At 61.8% G+C, this 22,382-nt stretch carries 20 protein-coding genes; 4 read left to right on the plus strand and 16 right to left on the minus strand.

The features are described from left to right. Positions 1-7 precede the first annotated feature (7 nt). The 3 genes from CUR21_RS12950 to CUR21_RS12960 all read right to left on the minus strand — a co-directional run bounded on the left by CUR21_RS12950 (position 8) and on the right by CUR21_RS12960 (position 2,826). Entirely contained in the window at positions 8-1,567 is a 1,560-nt protein-coding gene (locus CUR21_RS12950) for an ABC transporter substrate-binding protein (protein WP_100197420.1), read from the minus strand. A 91-nt stretch (positions 1,568-1,658) separates the two neighbouring features. Further along, positions 1,659-2,060 (minus strand): VOC family protein, encoded by a 402-nt coding sequence (locus tag CUR21_RS12955; RefSeq protein WP_100197421.1) that lies wholly within the window; start codon positions 2,058-2,060, stop codon positions 1,659-1,661. Between the two features lie 100 nt (positions 2,061-2,160). Then, positions 2,161-2,826 (minus strand): GntR family transcriptional regulator, encoded by a 666-nt coding sequence (locus tag CUR21_RS12960; protein ID WP_369802526.1) that lies wholly within the window; start codon positions 2,824-2,826, stop codon positions 2,161-2,163. Between the two features lie 96 nt (positions 2,827-2,922). Between CUR21_RS12960 and hydA the strand changes: the two genes are divergently transcribed. Next, the gene (gene hydA / locus CUR21_RS12965) at positions 2,923-4,350 is read left to right on the plus strand and encodes a dihydropyrimidinase (protein WP_100197423.1); all 1,428 of its coding nucleotides are present in this window, start codon (positions 2,923-2,925) and stop codon (positions 4,348-4,350) included. 316 nt (positions 4,351-4,666) lie between these two features. Next, positions 4,667-5,782 (plus strand): diguanylate cyclase, encoded by a 1,116-nt coding sequence (locus CUR21_RS12970; RefSeq protein WP_198431691.1) that lies wholly within the window; start codon positions 4,667-4,669, stop codon positions 5,780-5,782. A 96-nt stretch (positions 5,783-5,878) separates the two neighbouring features. On the opposite strand, the gene CUR21_RS12975 is transcribed toward CUR21_RS12970, so the two are convergent. Genes CUR21_RS12975 through CUR21_RS13000 form a run of 6 tightly spaced genes read right to left on the minus strand, consistent with a single transcriptional unit; the run spans position 5,879 to position 12,203 of the window. Further along, positions 5,879-6,958 carry a dipeptidase gene (locus CUR21_RS12975; RefSeq protein WP_100197425.1) on the minus strand — a complete coding sequence of 360 codons (1,080 nt, stop codon included), beginning with the start codon at positions 6,956-6,958 and terminating at the stop codon, positions 5,879-5,881. Between the two features lie 20 nt (positions 6,959-6,978). Further along, entirely contained in the window at positions 6,979-7,737 is a 759-nt protein-coding gene (locus CUR21_RS12980; protein ID WP_100197426.1) for an ABC transporter ATP-binding protein, read from the minus strand. A gap of 4 nt (positions 7,738-7,741) precedes the next feature. Further along, positions 7,742-8,572, minus strand: a complete 831-nt coding sequence (locus CUR21_RS12985) for an ABC transporter ATP-binding protein (RefSeq protein WP_100197427.1) — start codon at positions 8,570-8,572, stop codon at positions 7,742-7,744. After that, positions 8,569-9,474, minus strand: a complete 906-nt coding sequence (nikC, locus tag CUR21_RS12990) for a nickel transporter permease (RefSeq protein ID WP_198431692.1) — start codon at positions 9,472-9,474, stop codon at positions 8,569-8,571. Before nikC ends, CUR21_RS12985 begins: the two co-directional genes overlap by 4 nt. Continuing rightward, positions 9,474-10,550: an ABC transporter permease gene (locus CUR21_RS12995; protein WP_100197428.1), complete on the minus strand. Its 1,077-nt coding sequence runs from the start codon at positions 10,548-10,550 to the stop codon at positions 9,474-9,476. The genes nikC and CUR21_RS12995 overlap by 1 nt, the downstream gene beginning before the upstream one ends. A 48-nt stretch (positions 10,551-10,598) precedes the next feature. Next, positions 10,599-12,203, minus strand: coding sequence for an ABC transporter substrate-binding protein (locus CUR21_RS13000; RefSeq protein ID WP_100197429.1), 1,605 nt, complete (start codon positions 12,201-12,203; stop codon positions 10,599-10,601). Between the two features lie 140 nt (positions 12,204-12,343). Between CUR21_RS13000 and CUR21_RS13005 the strand changes: the two genes are divergently transcribed. Continuing rightward, positions 12,344-13,372 (plus strand): dipeptidase, encoded by a 1,029-nt coding sequence (locus CUR21_RS13005; protein WP_100197551.1) that lies wholly within the window; start codon positions 12,344-12,346, stop codon positions 13,370-13,372. A 5-nt stretch (positions 13,373-13,377) separates the two neighbouring features. Here CUR21_RS13005 and CUR21_RS13010 read toward each other — a convergent pair whose 3' ends face one another. From CUR21_RS13010 to CUR21_RS13020, 3 genes are read right to left on the minus strand one after another with little or no spacing between them, the layout of a single operon-like run. Beyond that, positions 13,378-14,550 (minus strand): hypothetical protein, encoded by a 1,173-nt coding sequence (locus tag CUR21_RS13010; RefSeq protein WP_157792012.1) that lies wholly within the window; start codon positions 14,548-14,550, stop codon positions 13,378-13,380. 7 nt (positions 14,551-14,557) lie between these two features. Further along, a complete protein-coding gene (locus CUR21_RS13015) occupies positions 14,558-15,376 on the minus strand; it encodes a hypothetical protein (RefSeq protein ID WP_157792013.1) in 819 nt (272 codons plus the stop codon). Between the two features lie 60 nt (positions 15,377-15,436). Further along, on the minus strand, positions 15,437-16,219 hold the full coding sequence (locus CUR21_RS13020; RefSeq protein ID WP_100197432.1) for a glycosyltransferase family 25 protein: 783 nt from the start codon (positions 16,217-16,219) through the stop codon (positions 15,437-15,439). 364 nt (positions 16,220-16,583) lie between these two features. On the opposite strand from CUR21_RS13020, the gene CUR21_RS13025 reads away from it, so the two are divergent. Beyond that, complete coding sequence (locus tag CUR21_RS13025) at positions 16,584-18,023, plus strand: DUF6880 family protein (RefSeq protein ID WP_100197433.1); 1,440 nt, start codon at positions 16,584-16,586, stop codon at positions 18,021-18,023. Between the two features lie 129 nt (positions 18,024-18,152). On the opposite strand, the gene CUR21_RS13030 is transcribed toward CUR21_RS13025, so the two are convergent. The 4 genes from CUR21_RS13030 to CUR21_RS13045 form a co-directional block, all read right to left on the minus strand. After that, complete coding sequence (locus CUR21_RS13030; RefSeq protein WP_100197434.1) at positions 18,153-19,070, minus strand: calcium/sodium antiporter; 918 nt, start codon at positions 19,068-19,070, stop codon at positions 18,153-18,155. 250 nt (positions 19,071-19,320) lie between these two features. Further along, positions 19,321-20,346: an HlyD family secretion protein gene (locus CUR21_RS13035; protein ID WP_100197435.1), complete on the minus strand. Its 1,026-nt coding sequence runs from the start codon at positions 20,344-20,346 to the stop codon at positions 19,321-19,323. Then, entirely contained in the window at positions 20,343-21,941 is a 1,599-nt protein-coding gene (locus tag CUR21_RS13040; protein WP_100197436.1) for an MFS transporter, read from the minus strand. The genes CUR21_RS13035 and CUR21_RS13040 overlap by 4 nt, the downstream gene beginning before the upstream one ends. Further along, entirely contained in the window at positions 21,938-22,366 is a 429-nt protein-coding gene (locus CUR21_RS13045; RefSeq protein ID WP_157792014.1) for a MarR family winged helix-turn-helix transcriptional regulator, read from the minus strand. Before CUR21_RS13045 ends, CUR21_RS13040 begins: the two co-directional genes overlap by 4 nt. Between the last annotated feature and the right edge of the window lie 16 nt (positions 22,367-22,382).

The following is a 22,382-nucleotide window of genomic DNA, read 5'->3' on the forward strand; positions in this document are numbered from 1 at the left end:
GTCGGGGTTATTCGACGTCCATCTCGTAAGCCTGCAGGAACTTGTCGGCACGCGGGCTCAGGGTCACGCCGTCGCGCACGCCGTAAATGTCCTGCTCGTAATGCAGCGGGATCATCGGGATCTCGGCCATCAGCAGCTTGGTCGCTTCTTGCAGGATCGCATCGCGCTCGGCCACATCCGCCGTTGCATCGGCGCGGTCCACCAGATCATCCAAGGCGGGGTTGGAATAGCCCCCCCGGTTGACCTGCCCATAACCCTCTTTCTTGTCGCGGCTGTAGAACAGGGCCTGATACATCGATCCGGCATCGCCCGACGGGACGTCCCACCCGCTCATGATAAAGCTCGAGTTGTCGGACGGGACCCGGATATAGCCCCAGAAGTTCGACTTCGGCATGATGTTCAGGTTCAGCGTGATGTTGACCTGTGCCAGCATCGACGCAAGCGCCTGCGCGATCTGCGCATCGTTCACGTAGCGGTTGTTGGTGGCATCCAGCGTCATCGTGAAGCCATCCGGGAACCCAGCCTCTGCCAGCAGCGCCTTGGATTTCTCGATGTCCAGCGGATACATCTGCCGGAAGTCCATGCCTTCGACAAAGCCCAGATGCGACTCGGGCACATATTGCGCGCTTGGCGTTGCCAGCCCGTTCATGACGATCTTGTTGAGGGCATCCACATCGATCGCCCGGATGATCGCTTCGCGCACCCGCTGATCGCGCATGGGGTTCGGGCCTTCGATGGTGGGCGAGGTTTCGCGCGCATCCATCCCCAGCACCACGTTCAAGAGGCTTGGGCGGGTCACCACTTCGAACCCGGCTTCGTTCTTCACCCGCTCCACATCGCGCACGGCCAGATCCTGCACCACATCCACCTCACCGGTCAGCAAGGCAGCGGTGCGGGTGGCAGGGTTGGTGATCGGGCGGAAGGTCACGGTTTCGATCTTGGGCGCGCCGCCCCAGTAATCGGCATGGGCCGCCAGAACCAGACGCTCTTCCTTGATCCATTCCTGCAACTTGTATGGGCCAGTGCCCATCGGCTTCAGATCCATGTCCTGATCGCCGGTCGCGGTGGTGTATTCCTCATCCAGGATCAGGAGTTCGGCCAGATCGTTGGGCAGCACGGCATAGGGCTGCGGGGTCTTGATCTCGACCGTCAGATCATCAATCGCCGTAGCCGAAGCGATGCTGGCGACCAGATCCGGACGGATCGACGCCCGCGCCTTTTCCACCGTGAAGACCACATCCGCTGCGGTAAAAGCGTTGCCGTTGTGGAAGGTCACGCCTTCGCGCAGCTTGAAGCGCCACGTGGTATCATCCACCTGTTCCCAGCTTTCGGCAAGGCCCGGCCCGAATTCCAGATCGGCGCTGCGCGACACCAGCGGATCATACAGATGATAATACATGATGTTTGACGACAGCTCCTCCCCCGCCAGCGGGTAAAGGTGGCTGGGATCTGCGGTCAGCCCGATGGTCAGGCTTTTCGTCTGTGCATAAGACGCACCCGCCGCCCCAACGACAATCGCCGCCCCAAGCGTGCAGGTTCGCCAAGCTTTTTGTGACAGGATCTTCATAAACACTCCATTGTTGGTCTCGCGCCGCGAGAAGGGGATGGAGACGGTGTGCCGTCTCTCGTGCTTGTTTGTGATATGCGGAGGAGAGGCTTCAGTGGCCCGGCTTGGCCGTCTGCACTTCGATCTGATAGCCTTCTGGATCATTCATCACGAAGGCGCGGATGCCCAATTCGGCGCTGTCGCGCGGGGCGGTCAGCCCCTCTACCCCGCAATGCGCCGCCCAAGCGTGCCAAGCATCCACGTCGGGCACCCGCAGGCAGATCTGGCAGGTCTTTGCCTCGGCCCAGTTCTGCATGCCACGGACCTCATCCACGAGGCCCAGATGCGCCTGCCCGTCGATGCGGTAAATCTTGGACCACCCCTGATCGATCGCGAGCGTCAGCCCCAGCACGTCCTCGTAGAAAGCCATCGCGGCCGGGAGGTTGCGGTAATACTGAAAGGTGATCGCAAGCACGATCCCATCAGAGGGGCGCTGCGGTGTTGGCGTCGTCATTTGTCCACCTGGTGCTCGTGTAACGTATCCCGACTGTATACAGAGCGAACACTGAGTCAACAAACCTCTTCAGGGTTGGACGCGCCTGAGGCCATTTTTGTCAGAACGGATGATAAATGTGCGAGATGATCGATTCCCGCACTTTCTGTAAATGGAACCGCATCGCCTCGGCTGCTTGGTCCGCGTCGCCAGCGACGATCGCGTCGATGATGGCGATGTGTTCATGGCATCCGGGCTCGAATCGCTCGGGGATGAAGCCTTGGTCATACATGCGGGTCTTGATCTTCAGACCCTCGATCAATTCCCCCAACAGGCGCGAACCCGCCATTTCGGCGATGGTCAGATGCAGCCGCCGATCCAGCGCATAATGCTCAGCCGGGCCGGGGCGCGGACCCGCCAAAAAGCCCTGCACCTTGGCGCGCATCTCCATCAAGTCATTGTAATTCTTTCCAGAAGCAGCAGCTTTGCGGGCGGCTTCACATTCAAGCAGGCTGCGCACATGCAGGATTTCCATGATGTCTTGCAGCGACACGCGATTCACCGCAGGGGCGCCGCCCGGGGTGCGCGTCGCCAGTCCTTCGCTGATCAACTGGCTGATCGCCTCACGCACCGGCGTGCGCGAGACGCCCAGTTGATCGGCAAAGTGGTTCTCGCGCAGCGCAGCCCCCGGAGCCAGGGTGCCATCGAGGATCATCGCCTTGATGCGTTCATAGGCTGAACTGCCCAAAGTTTTCGCCGTCTCGGCCATCGAATCCCCTCTTGTCATCCTGACACACCCGTTACACTTGCACCTAACATACAAATGCGACACAAATCAGTATACACACTGTATATCAAAATAGAAAAGCAGCGACGGTCAGCGATGGAAAATCAGCCTTACGACACGATCCTCCGTGGCGGCACCGTGGTGCGCGAGGGCGCCACCGGGATCGGCGATATCGGCATTCGGAACGGCAGAATCGTGACCATCGCCCCCCAGATCGCGGGCGGCGCCGACGAAGAGATCGACGCCAGCGGACATCTGGTGCTGCCCGGCGGTGTCGATACGCATTGCCATATTGAACAGGTGTCCGGCGCCGGGCTGTTGAACGCAGACACGTTTGAAACCGCCACCCGCTCTGCCGCAATGGGAGGCACCACCACCGTGGTCTCCTTTGCCGCCCAGCACCCCGGCCATAAGATGGCACAGGTCGTCTCTGATTACGCCGCCCTTGCCCGCAAAGGGGCGATGATCGACCACGCGTTCCACATGATCGTGTCCGACACCTCGAACGGCAACCTTGCGCAAGACATTCCCGCGCTGATCGCCCAAGGGCACCGGTCCATCAAGATTTTCACCACCTATGACAAGGTGCGGCAGGACGACAAATCGATCCTTGATATCCTGAGCGTGGCCAAGACCCATGGCGCGCTGGTGTGCTTTCACGCCGAAAATGATGGCCTGATCCGCCACATGACGGAGAAGCTGATCGCCGAGGGCAAGACGGCCGCGAAATACCATGCCGACTCGCATCCGCGCGAAGCCGAGATCGAGGCGATTGAGCGGATGTGCCGCTTTGCCGAATTCACTGGCGCACGGATCATGATCTTTCACGTCTCGACCCGCGAGGGGGTTGAAATCGTGCGCGCGGCCCAAGCGCGCGGCGCGCCGGTGCAGGCCGAAACCTGTCCGCATTACCTGTTGATGACCCGCGATATTCTGGAACAGCCCCGGGCCGAGCGTTTCCTGTGTTCGCCGCCCCAGCGCACGGGTGACGATCAGAACGCCCTGTGGGAGGGGTTGCAGGACGGGACCCTCACCTTGCTCACTTCGGACCACGCGCCGTATCGGATGGATGAAACAGGCAAATTCGCAAATGGCCGCGACGCGCCGTTCAACAAGATCGCCAATGGCATGCCGGGTCTGGAAACCCGCCTGCCGCTGATGTTCGATGCGATCATCTCGAAGGGGCGGATGTCGGCAGAGCGCTTTGCGTATCTGACGGCCACGGCCCCGGCCCGTGCCTTTGGTCTGCCAAACAAAGGGGAGATCGCAGAAGGCTTTGATGCCGATATCGTCCTGTGGAACAAGGACATGCCACACACCTATGGCAGCGATGATCTGTGCGACAACGTAGGCTACAACCCGTTTGAAGGCACCCGTGTGATCGGGATGCCTGTCACGGTTTTGCTGCGGGGAAAGGTTGTGGTGCGCAATCGCAAACTGGAAGCGGTGGCAGGCGGTGGCCAATGGCTGGCCATGCAGCCGCCGCCCTCGCAACTGGGAACGGGCAAGACCCCAGCCGCCTGACCCCGCACCTTTGCACCCAGCAAGGGCCCCCGAGGCTTGCAGGTCACGCAACTGTCAACACATCCTGCTCCCCTGCCCCTTTGGCATGGGACGAAAAGCAGCCGATGACAGCGTTTTGCACAAGTGGATCAATGCATTACCTTGGCATGGGTTTTTCGTCCTCACGCGACGCCTGCCCCTTGCATCGCGCGCCGAAATCCGCCGGACCCTTTGCGTTTGGCAGCGGAAAGGCGCAACCCAAAGAAGAAAGAAGGTTTACATTGCCGCCCCAAAAGTGCGTTGTCTTCCTTTACCACATCTACACCCGGAGCCGCGCATGTTGGATTTGATCCTGACGTCTTCCAACACGATCGGGCTCATGGCGATCTGCTGCATGGTCTTTGGTGCGTTGCAAAGATCCGTTCGGCAGACGGCATTGCGCCGGGCCGGTGTCGGCCTTGCCTTGGGACTGGGCACGGTCCTTGCGATGTTAGAGCCGCTTCAGTTCGCGCCGGGGTATCAGGCAGATGCCCGTGGCGCTTTCGTGGGGGTCGCCGCTCTTTTCGGCGGGCCGATCGCCGCATGGGTCACGATCACAATCGCGGGGCTAGGGCGCTGGCTGATCGGCGGTGCAGGCGCACCGCTTGGCATGGCGGTGATCGCGGCAACCGGTCTTGCCGTCTGGATGTGGACAAAGCTGGAACGCCCGACCGTGGCACGCAATTGGCAGGCTTGGCTGGCGCTCTCGCTCATGTGCGCGCTGCCCACCACGCTCGCGTTCTTCCTCACCCCGGCGCCAACGCTGCGGCTGATTTTCTTCATCGCGGCGCTGAATGTTTCATCTGTGCTGATCTTCGGACATATGATGGAGCGTGAACAACGGCTGCGGCGGAGAGAGCGGCTGCTGAGCCTTGCTGCGGCCACGGATGAGCTGACCGGCCTGCCCAATCGCCGCGCCTTTGTGGAATATTGCGATGCGCTTGAAAAAGACCGCCCCAAGACGCTGGCCCTGCTGATGATGGACATTGATCATTTCAAGTCGGTCAATGATCGCTATGGCCATGCCGCGGGCGATCACGCCCTGCGCTCGGTGGGGGCGGCAATCTCGCAAACGCTCGGCGCCGAAGATTTCGCCGCGCGCCTTGGAGGCGAGGAGTTCGGGATCGTCCTGCGCGTCGACAGCACAAACGCGGGCTTCAAGGCAGCTGAACGCCTCAGGGAAGCGTGCCGGGTCAGCTATGGCCCGCCCGAGTTGAAGTTGCGCACCAGTGTCAGCATCGGCGGCTTCTTCTTCGAGGCCGGAGCGTTCAACAGGACCGAAGGTCAGAAGTTCGCAGACCGCGCGCTTTATCAGGCCAAAGCCAGCGGCCGCGACCAGACCGTCATGCTGGAACCCTCCAAACCGGCGGCGGGCTCGATGTCGGCACGCTATGCAGACAGCTTCGGACGGTAAGACGGGCGGCCAGTCGGCTGCACGTCCGCCCTTCCCGTCTGTCAGCATAGCAGACGCGGTGTGCGCGCCGTCGCCAGCGGAACACCCCTCTTTGCCTCAGGCGCCCCAGACCCGCTGAAGCAAGGCAAGCCAGTTGCGATGTGCGATCTTTTCCACAAGCTCGGCCCCGAAACCATGATCGAGCATCGCCTGCAGAAGCGCCGGCAGCCCGCTCACATCCCCGATGCCAGCGGGAATGGTTGCTCCGTCGAAGTCAGAGCCAAGGGCGACTCCCTCTTCCCCCAGATGGGTGAGCAGATGGTCCAAGTGCCGCAACACGGCCTCCCATCCCATATCGGGGGATTGCCGCCCGTCTGGACGCAGAAAACAGGTGGCGTAGTTCAGCCCGACAAGCCCACCACTTTCCGCGATCATCGCCAACTGGCGGTCGGTCAGGTTGCGTGTGGATGCGGTTACGGCATGCGCATTGGAATGCGTGGCAACCAAGGGCATGCCCGAAATCCGCGCCACGTCATCAAAGCCGGCCGCGTTGAGATGGGACAGATCCAGCATGATCCGCATCTTCTCACAGGCACGGACCAGATCCTTGCCTGCGGCGGTCAATCCCGGCCCGGTGTCTGGGTCGCCCGGAAAGCGGAACGGCACACCATGACCAAACACCGTCGGACGCGACCAGACCGGGCCCAGCGACCGCAGCCCCATCGCGTGCCACAGCTGCAACTCATCCAAACTTGCGCTGATCGCCTCGGCGCCTTCCATATGCATCACGCCCGCAATGCGCCCCGCAGCCATCGTCTCGCGGATCTGGGCAGCGGTGGTGCAGAGCGTGAAATCATCGGGCGCAACCCGTGCCATCCAGTGCAGATGCCCCGCCATGGCCAAGGCCACCGGCTGCGCGCCTTTGGCGTCGATCAAATCGGGCAGCGGCACGTCATAGGGCGGCGCATCCATCAGCGCCTGATAGTCCGGGCTGTCATGTGCCACCGGGGATGGCACATAGATCGCAAAGAACCCGCCCGCAAAGCCGCCTTGTCGCATCCGGGGCAGGTCCAGATGGCCAACAGGCTTGCCTGCCGCATCCACCTCGCCCTTCAGCCACAGGTCTTCACGCCGGTCAGGCGCGTTGTAGAGCCGCAAGAGAAAATCATTGTGGCCGTCGAAAACCGGGAAATTCATCATATCCTCTTCGTGGCTGTTCAAGCGCCCAGCATCCGGTCCGCGCTCGCCTCAAAAAGCGTGCGGGCGTAATCCGTGGTCATCGTGGCGCTGGCCAGCTGATCGCGGGTCAGTTCTTCCACCGCGCGGCCATGCTGCATCACCAGAACGCGGTCACACATATGGTCGATCACGGCAAGGTCATGACTGACCATAAGGAAGGTTAGGCCACGCTCGCTGCGCAGTCGGTTCAAGAGGTTCAGCGTTTCCGCCTGAACCGAGGCATCCAGCGCCGAAGTGGGTTCGTCCAGAAGCAGGATTTCGGGCTCCAGCATCAGCGCCCGCGCGATGGCCACGCGCTGCCGCTGGCCGCCCGAAAGCTGATGCGGATAGCGGAAGCGGAAGTTGGCGGGCAGGCCCACGTCCTGCAACGCCTTGACGACACGGGCGTCGGTATCGCCGATGCCATGGATCGCCAAAGGCTCGGACAGGGTGCGGTCCAGCGTGTGGCGCGGGTGCAGGCTGGCATAAGGGTCTTGAAACACCATCTGCACCCGGCGGCTGAAGGCGCGCCCGCGCGGGGTGGGCACGGGCTGGCCGTCAATGCGGATCTGGCCTGCCGTGATGGGCGCCAGCCCGCAGATGGCCCGCAGAATGGTGGATTTGCCTGATCCACTCTCCCCCACCAGCCCATAACTTTCGCGGGCGTCCAAGCTTAGACTGACACCCTCCACCGCGCGCACGAGCTTTTCCTTGGTCCCATAATGGACCGACAGATTTTCAACCTCGATCAGTGCCATCGCCTTACTCCGCCCATTCCGCCGCACGGTCGAGCCCGGGCAAAGGCGCCCGCTCTCCGCCGATCCGGGGCAGGCAGTTCAGGAGGCCCCGCGTATAGGGATGCTCTGCCTGCATGAGGTTCTTCGCCTCCAACTCTTCGACCACGCGGCCCTTATACATCACCAGAACGCGGTCACAGAAGCGCCCCACCAGCCGCAGGTCATGGCTGATGAAGATCAGCCCCATGCCACGGTCGCGCACCAATCCGTCAAGGATCGACAGCACCTCGGCCTGCACAGTCACATCCAGCGCCGACGTGGGTTCATCGGCGATCAGCAGGTCAGGGTTCGGGATCAGCATCATGGCGATCATCACCCGCTGGCCCATCCCGCCCGACAATTCATGCGGATAGGCCTCCATCACCCGCTCGGGGCCACGGATCTGCACGGCCTCCAGCGCTTCGATGGCCTTCTCACGGGCCACCTTGGCCGAAAGGCCGTCACGCCGCCGCAACCCTTCTGTCAGTTGCGCGCCAATCTTCATCACCGGGTTCAGCGAATATTTCGGATCCTGCATGACCATGGCGATCCGCTGGCCGCGCAAGGCCCGCATCTCGCGCTCTGACGCACGCATCAGATCGGTGCCGTCAAACACCATCTCGGCGGCCTCGATGCGGCCCGGCGGACGGATCAGGCGCAGGACGGAGCGGCCGGTCATGGTTTTGCCCGATCCGCTTTCGCCCACGATGCCCAACCGTTCGCGCCCAAGGCTGAAGGACACGCCGCGCACGGCCTCGACGCGCCCCGCTTCGGTGTCAAAGGTCACGCGCAGGTCTTTTACCGAAAGAAGGGTCATTTGCCGCTGCTCCTTGGGTCCAGCACATCGCGCAACCCGTCACCCAGCAGGTTGAAACCCAGCGAGACGATAAAGATCGCAAGCCCGGGCATGGTGGCGACCCACCATTGCTCAAACAGGAATTTGCGGCCAGACGAGATCATGAGGCCCCATTCCGGGGTGGGGGGCTGCACGCCGAGGCCCAGAAAGCCAAGCCCGGCCGCAATCAGGATGACGCCCGCCATATCCAGCGTGACGCGGATGATGACCGAAGGCAGACACATCGGCATGACATGGCCCCAGATGATCCGCCCTGCCCCGGCGCCTTGCAAGCGCACGGCGGCGATATAGTCAGAGGTCCGCACCGTGAGCGTTTCTGCCCGCGCCACCCGTGCATAGGGCGGCCATGCGGTCAGCGCGATGGCAAGCACCGCGTTTTCAATCCCCGGCCCCAGAACGGCGACCAGAGCCAGCGCCAGGATCAGGCGTGGGAAGGCCAGGAAGATGTCGGTGATGCGCATGAGCACCTGATCTACCCAACCACCAAAATATCCGGCCACGGTGCCGATCAACAGCCCCAGCACCGGGGCCGTCACCGCAACCAGCGTCACGATGTAAAGGGTGATGCGCGAGCCATAGACGATCCGGCTCCAGATATCACGCCCGAAGTCATCCGTGCCCAGCCAATGCCCCGGCGTTCCCGGCGGCAGCAGCCGCTGGCTCAGGTTCTGCGCCAGCGGGTCATGCGTAGCCACCCACGGCGCAAAAGCCGCCATGAATAAAAGGGCAAGGATGATGACAAGCCCCACCATCGCCAGCGGATTGCGCCGCATCCGCAGCCACGCAAGGTAACTTTGCCCAAGGCGTGCCTGCGTGCGCGAGGCCGGGCTGGGATCTCGCAGCCATTCAATCATCGTGGCCATCAGCGCGCCCTCGGATCAACAAGGCGATACAGCAGGTCGGACACCATATTCACCGTAACAAAAACGACTCCCACCACCACCGTGCCACCCAGAACGGCGGGCATGTCTCCGGCAAACAGGGCGTCTGTGATGTAGCTGCCAAGGCCGGGCCAGGCAAAGATGGTCTCGGTCAGCACCGAGCCTTCGAGCAGATAGGCATAAGACAGGGCAATGACGGTGATCAGCGGCACCATCACGTTTTTCAGCGCATGCACCCAGACCACCCGCCATTCGGGCATCCCTTTGACCCGTGCAGTGGTGATGTATTCCTGCCCCAGTTCATTCATCATGAAACTGCGGGTCATCCGGCTGATGTAAGCCATCGAGGTGTAACCCAAGACCGCCGAAGGCAGAATGATATGGCTGATCGCGTTTCGGAACATGGCCCATTCACCAGCAAGGGCGGTGTCGATCAGGATCATCCCCGTCCTTGGCGGAACATCCAGTTCGAACATCATCGAGAAACCCGCATCCAGCCGTCCCGGACCGCCGACCCAGCCCAGAATGCCGTAAAACACCAAAAGCGCCAGAAGCCCCAGCCAGAAGACCGGCATGGAATACCCCATCAAGCCCACGATCCGAACGATCTGGTCCACCCATGTTCCGGGGCGGGTTGCCGCCAAAACGCCGGCTGGCACCCCGACCAGAACGCCAAACAGCGTGGCAAGCGTGGCAAGTTCCAGCGTCGCCGGAAAATAGCGGATGATATCGTCTGCAACCTCGCGCTTTGTGCGCAAGGATTGGCCAAGATCGCCTTGAACGGCATTGCCGACATAAATCGCGAACTGCTTCCACATCGGCTCGTCAAGGCCAAGCGCAACGCGGGTGGCCTCGTATTGTTCCGTGGTCGCCCGCTCGCCGACGATGGCCAAAACCGGGTCGATTGGCACCACGCGACCGATGACGAAGGTGACAAGCAAAAGGCCCAGAATGGTGATGGCCAGAGTGAGCGCCGTGCCGCCGATCAAGCGCAACAGGCGGGGCAAGCCGGACAGAAAGCCAGCGGACGGGGCGGGGGTGTCGGGATCTGCGGTCATAGGCGGCAGGCTCCGGCGGGCAGGATGATCCCGCCCGCCGAAAGACCCTTACTTTTCAACCAGCCAGTAGGTCACCGAATCCACGGTGCCGCCGGTGTAGAAGTTTTTGACATTGGCGCGCATTGCGGTGCGGTTGTTTTCCTGGAACATCGCAATGAAGGGCGAGGTGTCGCGGTGTTGCCGCTGAATATCCTCATACATCGCGCGCCGCTTTTCGGTGTCGCGCTCGATCACGGCCGCTTCGGTCATGGTCATCAACTCACCCGGTTCATAGGCGTTGCGCCATGCCAGCGACCCCGTAAGCTGGGCCTCGTCCGAGTTGTCCGCATTGATGGCAAAGGTCGACGCGTTGGTGTGCGGATCGGGATAGTCCGGCCCCCAGCTTTGCAGCGTCAGATCATGTTGACGAGCGCGGTATTCGCCCAGCACTTCCGCCCCTTCGGCAATGGACAGGGTCAGGTTGATCCCCACTTGCGCAAAGGTGTTCTGGATCGACTGCGCCATATCGGTGCGGTTCTGGGCGTTGCGCACCGACATCTTGATGTTCAGCGGCAGCTCGACGCCCGACTCTTCCAAAAGTGCCTTGGCCTTTTCCACGTCCAGCGAATAGGGCGTTTCCTCAATCGCGCCCAGATAGCCGCGCGGCAAGAACGCCTGATGCACGGTCTGCTCGCCTTTCAGGAAGCTGTCGGCCATGCCCTGATAATCGATGGCCCAGCGCATCGCTTCCAGCACCTTGGGGTTGGCCAAGGCTTCGTTCTTCATGTTGGCCGAGACATAGTAGATGTAACCGGCAAGGTCGGTTTCCACGCGGATATCGGCATTGCCTTCCATACCTTCGATGTCCACCGAAGTGACTTCGCGGCTGACGTCGATATCGCCGCGCTCCAGCAGCAGGCGGTTGGTGGCGCCTTCGGGAATATGGCGCATGAACACGCGCTTGAGCTTGGCATCGCCGCGCCAATGGCCCTCGCGGGCCTCAAGGATATAGCTGTCGGACGGCTTGAACGACCGCAGGACATAGGCCCCCGTCCCTGCCGTGTTCGATTTCAGCCATTCGTTGCCCATGTCGCCATTGACCTCATTGGCCATGACGGTTTCCTTGTCCACGATAGAGCCGACGGCAGCGGTCAGGCAGTTGTAGACAAAGCTGGGCGCGAAGGGCTTGTCGGTCTTCAGGGTGACGGTATCACCTTCAAAGGTGATCATTTCTTCAACGTTTTCAGCGGTAAACCCGAACTGCTTCAGGATAAAGGCAGGTGTTTTGTCAAGCTTGACCACGCGCTGCAAGGAAAAGACCGCGTCTTCGGCCCGCACCGGATTGCCCGAAGCAAAGGTCACGCCGGGGCGCATCTTGAAAGTGTAGGTCAGACCGTCTTCCGCCACATCCCAGCTTTCCGCAAGGCCGGGAACCAGCTCGCCCGGACGGGTCGGATCTTGTTCGATCAGCGTGTCATAGGTGTTGTTCACCAGATCGGTGCCGGAAAATTCGAATGCCTCATGCGGGTCGATCGAGACGATGTCATCAATGGCATCGCCGATCACCAGCGTATCGGCCGGCGTTTGGGCCATCAGCGCGGCTGGAGCGGCCCCGGCCAGCAAAGATGCCAGAACAAGCGCGCCGGCATGGCGAAAGGTAAGATCAAGCTTCATGGAAGACTCCCTGTCTCTCTTGTTGGGAAGCGTCTATAACCCAAAACGGGCAGGCGCAACTTTGACCAAATGGGCAATTTTTGCGCGTCCCTGTCAAGGCGAGTCATGTGACTGCCACAATCTAGGAGCGAACCATGCCGATGCGCCCAGTTTTCGACGGACACAACGACCTGTTGAGCAAACTCTGGGCAGCGGGTGACCGGCATGGGGCGTCGTTCTTCGCGGGCGCAGCGCGCGATCTTGATCTGGAAAAGTGCCGCGCCGGCGGGTTTGCGGGCGGTTTCTTTGCGATCTGGGTCCCCGGCGATCCCGCCAATGCGCCGGACCCGATGGCGACCTATCGCGCGTTTGACCCTGTCGATCCCGTCGCTGCACGACAAGTTACGCTGGAAATGGCCGCCATTCTGCACCGCATGTCCGCAGACCGGCCCGATGCGATCCGGCTTTGCCGAACGGCTGCCGAGATCGAGGCCGCAGAGGCGGCAGGTGCGATCGCGGCCTTGCTTCATATCGAAGGATGCGAAGGGATTGGCCCGGATCTGGACGAATTGTATCTGTATCATGCGGCAGGGCTCCGCTCTCTGGGGCCGGTCTGGAGCCGCGACAACATCTTTGGCCATGGCGTTCCGTTCAATTTTCCGGCCTCCCCTGACACCGGGCCGGGGCTGACACAGGCCGGGCGCAACCTGCTTGCCGCCTGCAACCGGCTGCGCATCCTGTTTGACCTCAGCCATCTGAACGAAGCAGGGTTCTGGGATGTGGCCAAGCTGACAGACTCCCCGCTGGTGGCCACCCATTCCGCCGCCCATGCTTTGACGCCCGCCACCCGCAACCTGACAGACCGCCAGCTTGATGCCATCGCCGAAAGCAAGGGTTTGGTCGGCCTGAACTTCGGCGTGGCCTTTTTGCGCGAAGACGGCGTGAAAAACGCAGACACCGGGCCAGAGGTGATCTTGCGCCATATTGACCACCTATTGAGCCGCTTGGGCGACAAAGGTGTCGCGCTTGGGTCTGACTTCGACGGCACCACAATTCCGCGCTTCATCGGGTCCACCGCTGGACTGCCCAAACTGGTCGAGGCAATGGAACGGGCAGGCTATGGATCAGAGCTGATTGCCCGGCTGTGCTGGGGCAACTGGCTGGATGTCCTGCGCCGCACCATCGGCTGAAAGGCTCAGACCAAGCTTTTCACACGCGCAAGGTTCGCCTGCGCGTCCGCGCGGGTTCCGCCCAGCACAATGCCTGTGCAGGCGGCAGGTGGCGCCTCATCGCCCAGCCAACGACCATCAATCACACGGGTGGGAACAAGCCAGCCATCGGCGATGGCCGGGGCAAGTCGGTCCATCAGCGCATCGGCCGACAGCGTGCTGGCAACATGGAAAGACTGGCTGGCCCCAAGGCCTGCGCGCTGGCTGGCAGCGGGATGCAGCAAAACCTGACTTGTGCAGGCGTTAATACGAAAATTCGGATCAAACACGATCAAGCGGCCATCACGGCTGCGCCCGATGTCAAATCCCGCGATGCCACGAAAGCCCCGCGCCCGTGCCGTCTCACCGATCTGAACCACCAGATCCTTCCCTTCCTCTGGAAAAGGGAAGTCCGGGTCAATCATGCTGCCCGACTGTTGACCGGGGGCCTCCAGCAGTTGCTCCGCGGCCCCAAGATAGTGCGCTCCGGTTTCGGTCACCGCAATATTCGCGCACCACGTGATGTCGGTGTCGATGGCCTCTTCCATCACAAGCTGATCGGCGCAGCCTTCGGATCTGAACCAATCGATGGCGCTGACAAAACTGTCTTTATCCGGGCAATACCGCACACAATGCCCCACGCCAGTCGGCTCTGTGCCTGCGTATTTCAGATAGATCCCGCCGATGGGAAGGTCCGGACTGTCATCCTCGCGCCACAACTGACGGGCGGCCAGATGGCGGAGCGGCACCAGATCGCCAAGCTTGGCCTTGCTGTTCAGGCTTCGCCATAGCCCGGCAGGCACGAGTTGCGCCGCATCTGGAAAACGCGACTCTCGCAAGGGATAGGGTCCGAACAGCCGATAGCCTTCGGCGATGAGGGCATCGGCGTGCTGCTCGGCCTCCTCTGCAACGCGATAAACGCGAATGTCTTCCCCGACCGGCAGACCAGCATCCTTGAGAAACGTCAGGATTTCATCGGTCACGCAGGCCTGATGGCGCACCGAAGGACGCTGTCCGATCACGCCCAGAGCATGGCCCGTGATCGTTTCAACGTTCAGCGCGTTCATGCCAAGCCAGCGCAGATGCGCCAAGACCGTGCGCGGCATGAAGGCCGCATCGTCGGGAAGCAAGGCATTGATCGGGATCAGAGGGTTGAGCATGGGCATCTTACTTCAAGAAAGGTTGCACACCGCGCGCCAGACGCATGACGCGTTCACTGCGCGCACCGCGGACAAGGCTGGGCGTCTTGTTGGCATCCAGAAGGATCGGCGTGCCATCATGAACAACATAGTCGAACTTGCCAAATTCGATCCCCATCTCTTCGCGCCAGCGCAGGATGGGTGCGCCGGGCGGCTCATCCAGATATTCATGACGCACGATGGATTTGACCTTGACCAAAGGGTCGGTCGCAAACATCCGGTAGCCATAACTTTCCGCACCGAAAAAGATCCAGCCGCGCAGGCAATACATGCCCTCGTGCCGTTCGGGCAGAAACTTTTCGACAATCAGATCGTGGTTCCGCCAGACCCAATCGGGCACTGCCGCAATTCTGTCCAGCACAGGATAGCCCTTGGGCGGCAGCCTTCGGGCCAAGCGCCATGACAGCTTCGCCAGTGTCTTCCTCAGTTCGCTGCCGACGGTTTTGCCATCGCGTCTTTCCGGCGCCCCGAAGTGGTTGAGATTGGTCTTCAGGATGACCGGGCCTGTCCAGTCGCTGTCCGGGGTCAGCAGCAAGGAAGTATAGCGTCGCTTCGAGATGTCATGCGCCGCGCCATTCAGCACACGAACACCGGCAGGCGCTGTCGGGATATCGGAGGCCGGAACAAAGGTGCGATCATGGTGCAAGATGCAAAGGTCGGCACTGGGATGAAAATCCTGCGCCACATGCACGTCGTGACCTTGTTCTCGCCAGATCTCACTGAGTTGAGAGACCATGGCCACCGGCTTCAGGGGCAGATCTCGGCTGCTAATGCTGATCAGTGGCACGATGGGGTTCCAGATCTTGATGAGATGCGTTCAAGGCTTGGCAGAAAGAGACGGCGTTTGTCATGTTTCAAGCACCTTGCCACTCGGCCAGATTTCCCCACGCCGCAGCATCCACCATGACCTGCGCATGTAATTTGCGGCCTTCAGCCGGTAATAGGGAAGACGCCTGAACGCGGGGGGCTTGCGGACATCGGCATGGTGAAGACCGGTGATCTGGCTGTCACCGAAATCTTCGATATGGCTGGGAAAGGGTTCCAATCCGCGCAGGCGAAAGTCATGCACGAAGAAGCGGTTTATTTCATGATCCGCGGCGCGTGTCTGTGGCACCATTGTGCCGAGCATGCGTCGCGCCGTCTCGCGGTGAATCAGATAGGCGCCGTTTCCCGTGCAAGGCCCGATATAGGCGTTGAGCACATAGGGGCCGATGCGCCCCTGACATATCGGCAACTTGGCACGGATGCGGTTCAACCGCAAAAGATCCCAATGTGCTTTGGCAGCGATGGCAAGTGTCAGAGCCTCACGGAAATCGGCGTGAAAGACGACGTCATCTTCCAGAATCAAGGCCATCTCTGCGCCGGATGCAATCAGACGCTGCCAAGCAAGGAGATGAGAGAAATAGCAGCCCACCTTCCCCGGAAGCAGGCTCTGGCCCATGTTGCGCTCATAGGCCACCGGATCGACCTTGGGAAGCAGTCTCTGAAATTCGCTTCGTCCGTCAATCCCGGAGATGCGCTCATATCGCAAGCCTTGCGCACGCAGACCCGCGTCCATCCGAGCCATGCGCTCCGTGGCCCTCTCAAGGTTGATCACCCAGATTTTCAGAGCGTCGATCGGGTCAGACATCGCTGCGCTTCTCCTCTGCATGACCAGTTCGGGCCGCCTACCCGAGGTTTTCAAGCGACCAAGCGCGTAGGCGCTCTTTGACCCGTCTGGCGCGCCCTATCAAGCGTTTTTCAGCCCAGACGGTTTTGTCGTGAAACAACCGCTGCCAAAGTCGGACGCGGGCTTTGGCACTCTCCGCACTGTCTTGTGGCAGGCCGTCAATGCCCGTCATGCCGCCGCTCGTTTTTTGACATGTCTTTAATGCAGGCGAAAGACGCACAAAGCCGCACGCTCGGCTGGGGTGGCGCGCGCCTGACTGCTGGGCGTTGCAGGTGCCTGCGCGCTGGGGCACCTTGGGGGCAAACAAGGAAAGCCGCCCCCCAATATGGCCAAGAAAACGTTGAACGCAGAGAACCTTGAGAGACTGGGAGCAGAGCGGCTTGCAGGGTTGGTGATGGACCTCGTGCAAGGCAATGCGACCCTGCAACGGCGGGCGCGGCTGGAGTTGAGCGCGGCGCAAGGCCCCAAGGACATTGCGGCAGATCTGCGCAAACGCTTTGTCTCTCTGCGGCGGTCAACCAGTCCTGTGGGCTGGCGCAAACACAAGGCCTTCGTCAAGGATCTCGCAAGCCTCGTCGCATTGATTGAAACCGGCGTGGCCCCGCAAGATCCGGATGACGCGTTTGATCTTGCGTGGACGTTTCTGCAACTTGCGCCGTCGATCCATGCGCGCAGCGATGACAGCAATGGCGCCATCGGCGCAGTCCTGCGCGACGCGATGCGCCTGATCGCAGGTTTGTCGCCACGGCTCTCGACAAGCCCGCAAGTGCTGGCAGAGCGCATTCTGGACGCGGTGTCAGAAGCGGCTTTTGGCGAATTTGACGGGATCATTCCAGCCTTGGCCGATGCGCTGGGACCAGAGGGGTTGGAGCACCTGAAGACCATCACCACCGCATGGGCGGCGGCGGCCCCCACCGCGCAAGAGATCTCGCGCCACAAGGCGCGGGGGCTGAGCGGATCGCCAGACCTGCGCGCACGTCGCCACAAGGACAGCACAGGATCCCTCATCCTTGCGGACGTGGCCGATGCGCAGGGCGACGTTGACAGCTACATCGCCCGTTATTCAGCCGAACAATTGATGCAAGGCAGCATCGCCCTTGGTGTGGCACGCCGGTTGATGGATGTGGGCCGCGTGGAAGAGGCGTTCGAGCATTTGGCGCGCGCCCGCAATGCGGCGGCGGGACAATCGCTGCGCATGTTCCGCCCCGATCTTGACGCGGCTTATGCCGAAGCGTTGGAAAAACTGGGCAGGCGAGAGGATTTGAAGCAGCACCTGTGGCAGACCTTCACCCAAACGCTGGACGGCCCTAAGTTGCGAAAATATCTGCAACTCCTGCCGGATTTCGACGACATAGACGCTGAGGACGCAGCGCTCACCTTGGCTGAGACCCATCCTCAACTGAGCGCGGCGATCCAGTTCCTGATCGGCTGGCCCGACCTTGGCCGTGCCGCCCGCGTGATCGAGGCGCGCGCAAAAGACCTCGACGGCGACGCTTATGACATCTTGTCCCCCGCCGCCGATGCACTCTCGGCCCGACACCCGCTTGCCGCAACCTTGCTGCGGCGCGCAATGATCACAGATACGCTAAGCGGCGCAAAGTCGAGCCGTTACCGCCATGCTGCGCGGCATTTAGCGGAATGCCGGCTCTGCGCTCCCCAGATCAAAGATTATGGCGCCGCCCTCCCGCATGCGGATTTTGTCCGGCGGCTCCGGCAAACCCATGCGCGCAAAACCGCCTTCTGGCAATTGGTGGACGCGCACTGACTGCCCCACCCAAAGACCAGAGGCCGGTGCTGCCGTCCACGATCCGTGATGATCAGGAAACGGCAGCACCGCCCCAGCGCATGCTGTCGTCACGCGATGGGAAATGCAGGGCGCAGCGCCGCTCGGGCGTCACTGCGCGAGATAGACATAAGTAACATACGCAACCAAAAGCCCCACACCGATCGCGCGTCCAATCACCGGGCGCGTTAAAAGCAAGGCCGCGAACAGCACCGAGGCTGCGATCATAATGGGCAAATCAAAGGTCAGGAAGCGCGCTTCAACCGGGATAGGCGAGATCAACGCCGTGACACCCAAGATCCCCAGAACGTTGAAGATGTTCGATCCGACGATGTTGCCGATGGCAATTTCGGACTGCTTGCGAAACGCAGCGATGATCGACGTCGCCAGTTCGGGCAGCGATGTGCCCACCGCCACAATGGTCAAGCCGATGAAGGCCTCGGAAAGACCAAAATCGCGCGCGATATTTGTAGCGCCCGTCACAAGGAACCGCGCGCCAAAGATCAGGACAACCAGTCCCCCGATCACCCACAAGACCGATACAGGAATCGACTTGGGCATGGCGCCATCCACATCCTCATCTGCGGCATCCCCCGGCTGCACATAAGCCCAGACCAGATAGCCGATCAGGCCCGCCAGCAGCAAAAGCCCCATCAGCCGTCCCATCTCTCCGGCCATGAAGATCGGGACCAAGACCGCAGCGGCAGCGATCATCACGGCAGTGTCACGCTTCAAGGTGGCGCCCGAAACCCGGATCGGCCAGACCAGACAGGTCAAACCCCCAATGAGCAGGATGTTGGCGATATTCGATCCGACGATGTTGCCGATGGCGATGGCTGGCACATCCGCCAAAGCCGCTTGGACCGAGACCAGAAGCTCAGGCGTCGATGTGCCAAAGCCGACAACCGTCAATCCGATCAGCAAGGACGACATGCCCAAGCGTTTCGCAATGCCGACACTGCCGCGCACCAGCGCTTCACCGCCGAAAAACAGGCCAATCAATCCGGCCACGATAAATAAGTAATCCAAGACGTTTTCTTTCTTGCTGACGGAACGCCCCCTTGCGGCTCGCAGAGCGAAGTGGCGGCGCTTTACATAGGCATGCCGCAGGCCGCTTCCACCACCGAGCAGAAAAATAGGGCGGCGCGACATGAACCTCACGTCGCCCGCCCCCACGCATGCACCGAAAGAGACAGCCGTGGCAAGGTGCGCTCCCCGCTCGGCGTTTGTCAGACCCCATGCCTGAACAGGGCAGCGGTCAGGCGGAACCTTCGCGCGCCTATTGTGCGTCAACCACCACGGACATGCCAGCGCGCAGCGCTTCGGCACCCGCCTGTTCTGGCGCAATCGCGATCCTGACGGGCAGGCGCTGTGCAATCTTGGTGAAATTGCCGCTGCTGGCGGTGGCCGACATCAGCCCAAACTCCGAGGCGGTGGCAGGCGAAAGCGCCTCGACATGTCCCGCAAACCGGCGCCCACCCAATGCATCCACCGAAAAGGCGATGGCCGCGCCCGGCGCAAGGCCTTTGATATTCGTCTCGCGGAAATTGGCGACAACCCAGAGCCGCGTGCCAACATGAGAGACAAGCGCCGTTCCCGGCGTCACGTATTGGCCAAGATGCACTCCGAGTTGTCCGAGCGTGCCATCCGCCGGCGCACGGACGACGGTATTGGTGAGTTCAATCTTGGCCAGTTCGACCGCCGCCTTGGCGGCCGAGATGTCAGCCGCGCGGGCGTCCAGCGCGACGCGGGCAGATTGAACGGTTTCGTTTTGAACTTCCAAGCGCGTGCTGGCTTGGATCTGGGCCGCTTCCGCCTGTTGCAGCGCGTTCAGCGCCTGATCGGTCGCGGATTGAGAGCTGACGCCGCGGTTCAGAAGTTGACCCACGCGCTCGGCTTGGCTGCGCGTTGTCTCGAGTGCAGAGCCCGCCGCGGCAAGGGCTGCCGCAGACGCGCGGGCCGCAGCCTCGGCAGAATGGACCTCCTGCTCGGCCACCTTCAGCGCTGCCCGCGTAGCGGCCAGTTGCGCTTCGGCCTGCGCCAGTCTTTGCCGCGGGATGCGGTCGTCGATCCGCGCAATGATGTCGCCCTGCGCCACGGTCTGAAAATCCGTGACTTCGACAGCGGTGACATAGCCTGCCGCCTGCGGAGCGATCTGGGTCACCTCACCGCGCAGATAGGCGTTTTCGGTGCGCGGGGTTTCTGGCGCGAAGGGCGGCAGATGCCACGCAAAAAGCAGCAGGAAAACGCCTGCCGCGCCAAGCACCAGCGCAATAAGGGTGGGAAGGAGAGCCGTCTTTTTCATAGCGTTTTTTCCGTGAGCTTGGCGGCCAAACGGTCGCGCAACAGATGAAGGACCAGTGCCGAGGCCGCGATCACGGCAGCCCATCCGGTCAGGGCATAGGCATCGGCATAGGCTTCGGTCCAAGCGATCAGGCTGGCCTGACCCGCAAGATCGGCTGCCGCTTGTGCGCGTCGTGCCGCAGCGTCGGGCAACATCCCGGCGAGCGCCGCCACACGTCCGGCCAGCGCATGCAGGGTCTCTGGATCAGACGGGGTCAGTTGAACGGCAAGATCTTGCAAGTGCAGAGCTTGGCGATGGGTGGTGAAGGTCGTGAACAGGCCAGAACCAAGGACCCCGCCAAGGCTCTGGGTCGAAATAAACACAATGACGAAAGAGAGAATGTATTGCGGCCCTTTCGTCAGCGCCGAAAGCAACCCTGCCATCATCGCCGGCGGCATGAACAACATCCCGGCAAAGCCGATCAACGCTTGGCTGACAATCATCTGCGCGGGTCGCCAGTCGGGAGTCACGCCGGAATCGGCAAAGGCAGCAAAGGCGATCAGGATCAGCGCCACCAGGTGAAAGGCGGCGACACGCCCGGGCCTCATCCACGCGATGCAGGCCAGCGCCCCCAGAACGCCCGCCAGCGTGATCACCGCAAACAGCCCGGTCAACGCATGGGGGCCCACCCCCAGCACCTGAAACATCCGGGGCGCACCCGCCGACTGTTCCGACAGGATCAGACGAAACACAAGCAGCGTGCCCGTCAGATGCAAGATCGCAGGGCTGGCGAGCCAGCGGATATCAAGAAGCGGCGCTCTGCGGTTCAACTCGACCGCAATGGCCAGCGTCAACGCGATGACAGAAGCCACCAGAGCAGCGCCAATCCATGGGGCATCGAACCAGTTGTGGATCGGGCCCATCACAAAGGCCACGATCAAACCGGCAAAGCCCGACCCGATCAGCGCAAAACTCAGGAAATCCAGCGGCTCAATCACCTTTTCGCGGGGCATCGGGCGCAGCGGCAAAAGCAGCACCAGCATCAGTGACACCAGCGCCAGCCCCAGCCCGGCAAGATGCACCCCTGCCATGCCGCTGTCGCCGATCAGAGACGGCCCGATCACGCGCGCAAGCGCAGGCCCTGTCATCAGAACCACCATCGCCAGCGGCAGGCCCAGCACCATTTTCGCTTGCGGAGACAACGGCTCAAGCATGTAAAGAAAGGCCAGCGTGGAAAGGGGCGCGGCAGCCGCCCCCGCCAGTGCTTGCAGCACCAGCGCCGAGCGGAAATCATCCGCCCAGAGCGACGCCAAGGCGACAAGGGCATAAGCCGCAACCCCGATCTCGGTAAAGCGACGCAACCCGAATTGGGTTCGGATCTTGATAAGCAAGACCGGCAGCGCCGCGCGCGGGATCATGTAAACCGCCAGAAGCCATGCCGCCGTGGGTGTCGTGACCCCCAGATCCCCCGCGAATTGCGGCAAGCTGGTGGTGACAAACCCCTGCTGCAGGCCCTGTGCCAGCCCGATCACGGTCGCCGCCGCCATATAGGCCAAGGCGCGCCCTGCGGGCAGCGGCGGGTGCTGCACCGGTGCTGGTGGTGCAGACGCGCTCATGTTCGATCCGTCTTTTCAAGGTTTAGCGCGATCTGTTTCAGCACCCGCGCTGCCACCTCAAGCTCTTCTGATGGAATGCCTGCCAGCACTTCGCGCCGCAAGCGCGCCGTAAAGTCGACGATCGCGCTGTCGCGGCCACGCGGCGTGAGGACCAAGGCATTCTTGCGCCCATCATCCTCTTGAGGTTGCCGGGCGACGAAACCATCGGCCACCAGCGCATCGATCTGCCGCTTAAGCGAAGGCGCTTCGATGGCCAGTTCTGCCGCCAGCTCGCTTTGTGTCACCCCCTCGCGCCCGGCAAGCGCCGTCAGCGCCCGCGCGCGGGAAAGCGTGAGCCCGATCGCACGGGCACGCGTGTCATAGCTGCGTCTGAGGGCGCGGATGACCCCCATCAGCGTGTCAATGAAAACTGCATTCTCCGTCATACCCGGCGCCATCCTG

Origin of the sequence: Pseudorhodobacter sp. MZDSW-24AT (assembly GCF_002794355.1) — a bacterium.
Classification (GTDB): Bacteria; Pseudomonadota; Alphaproteobacteria; order Rhodobacterales; family Rhodobacteraceae; genus Pseudotabrizicola.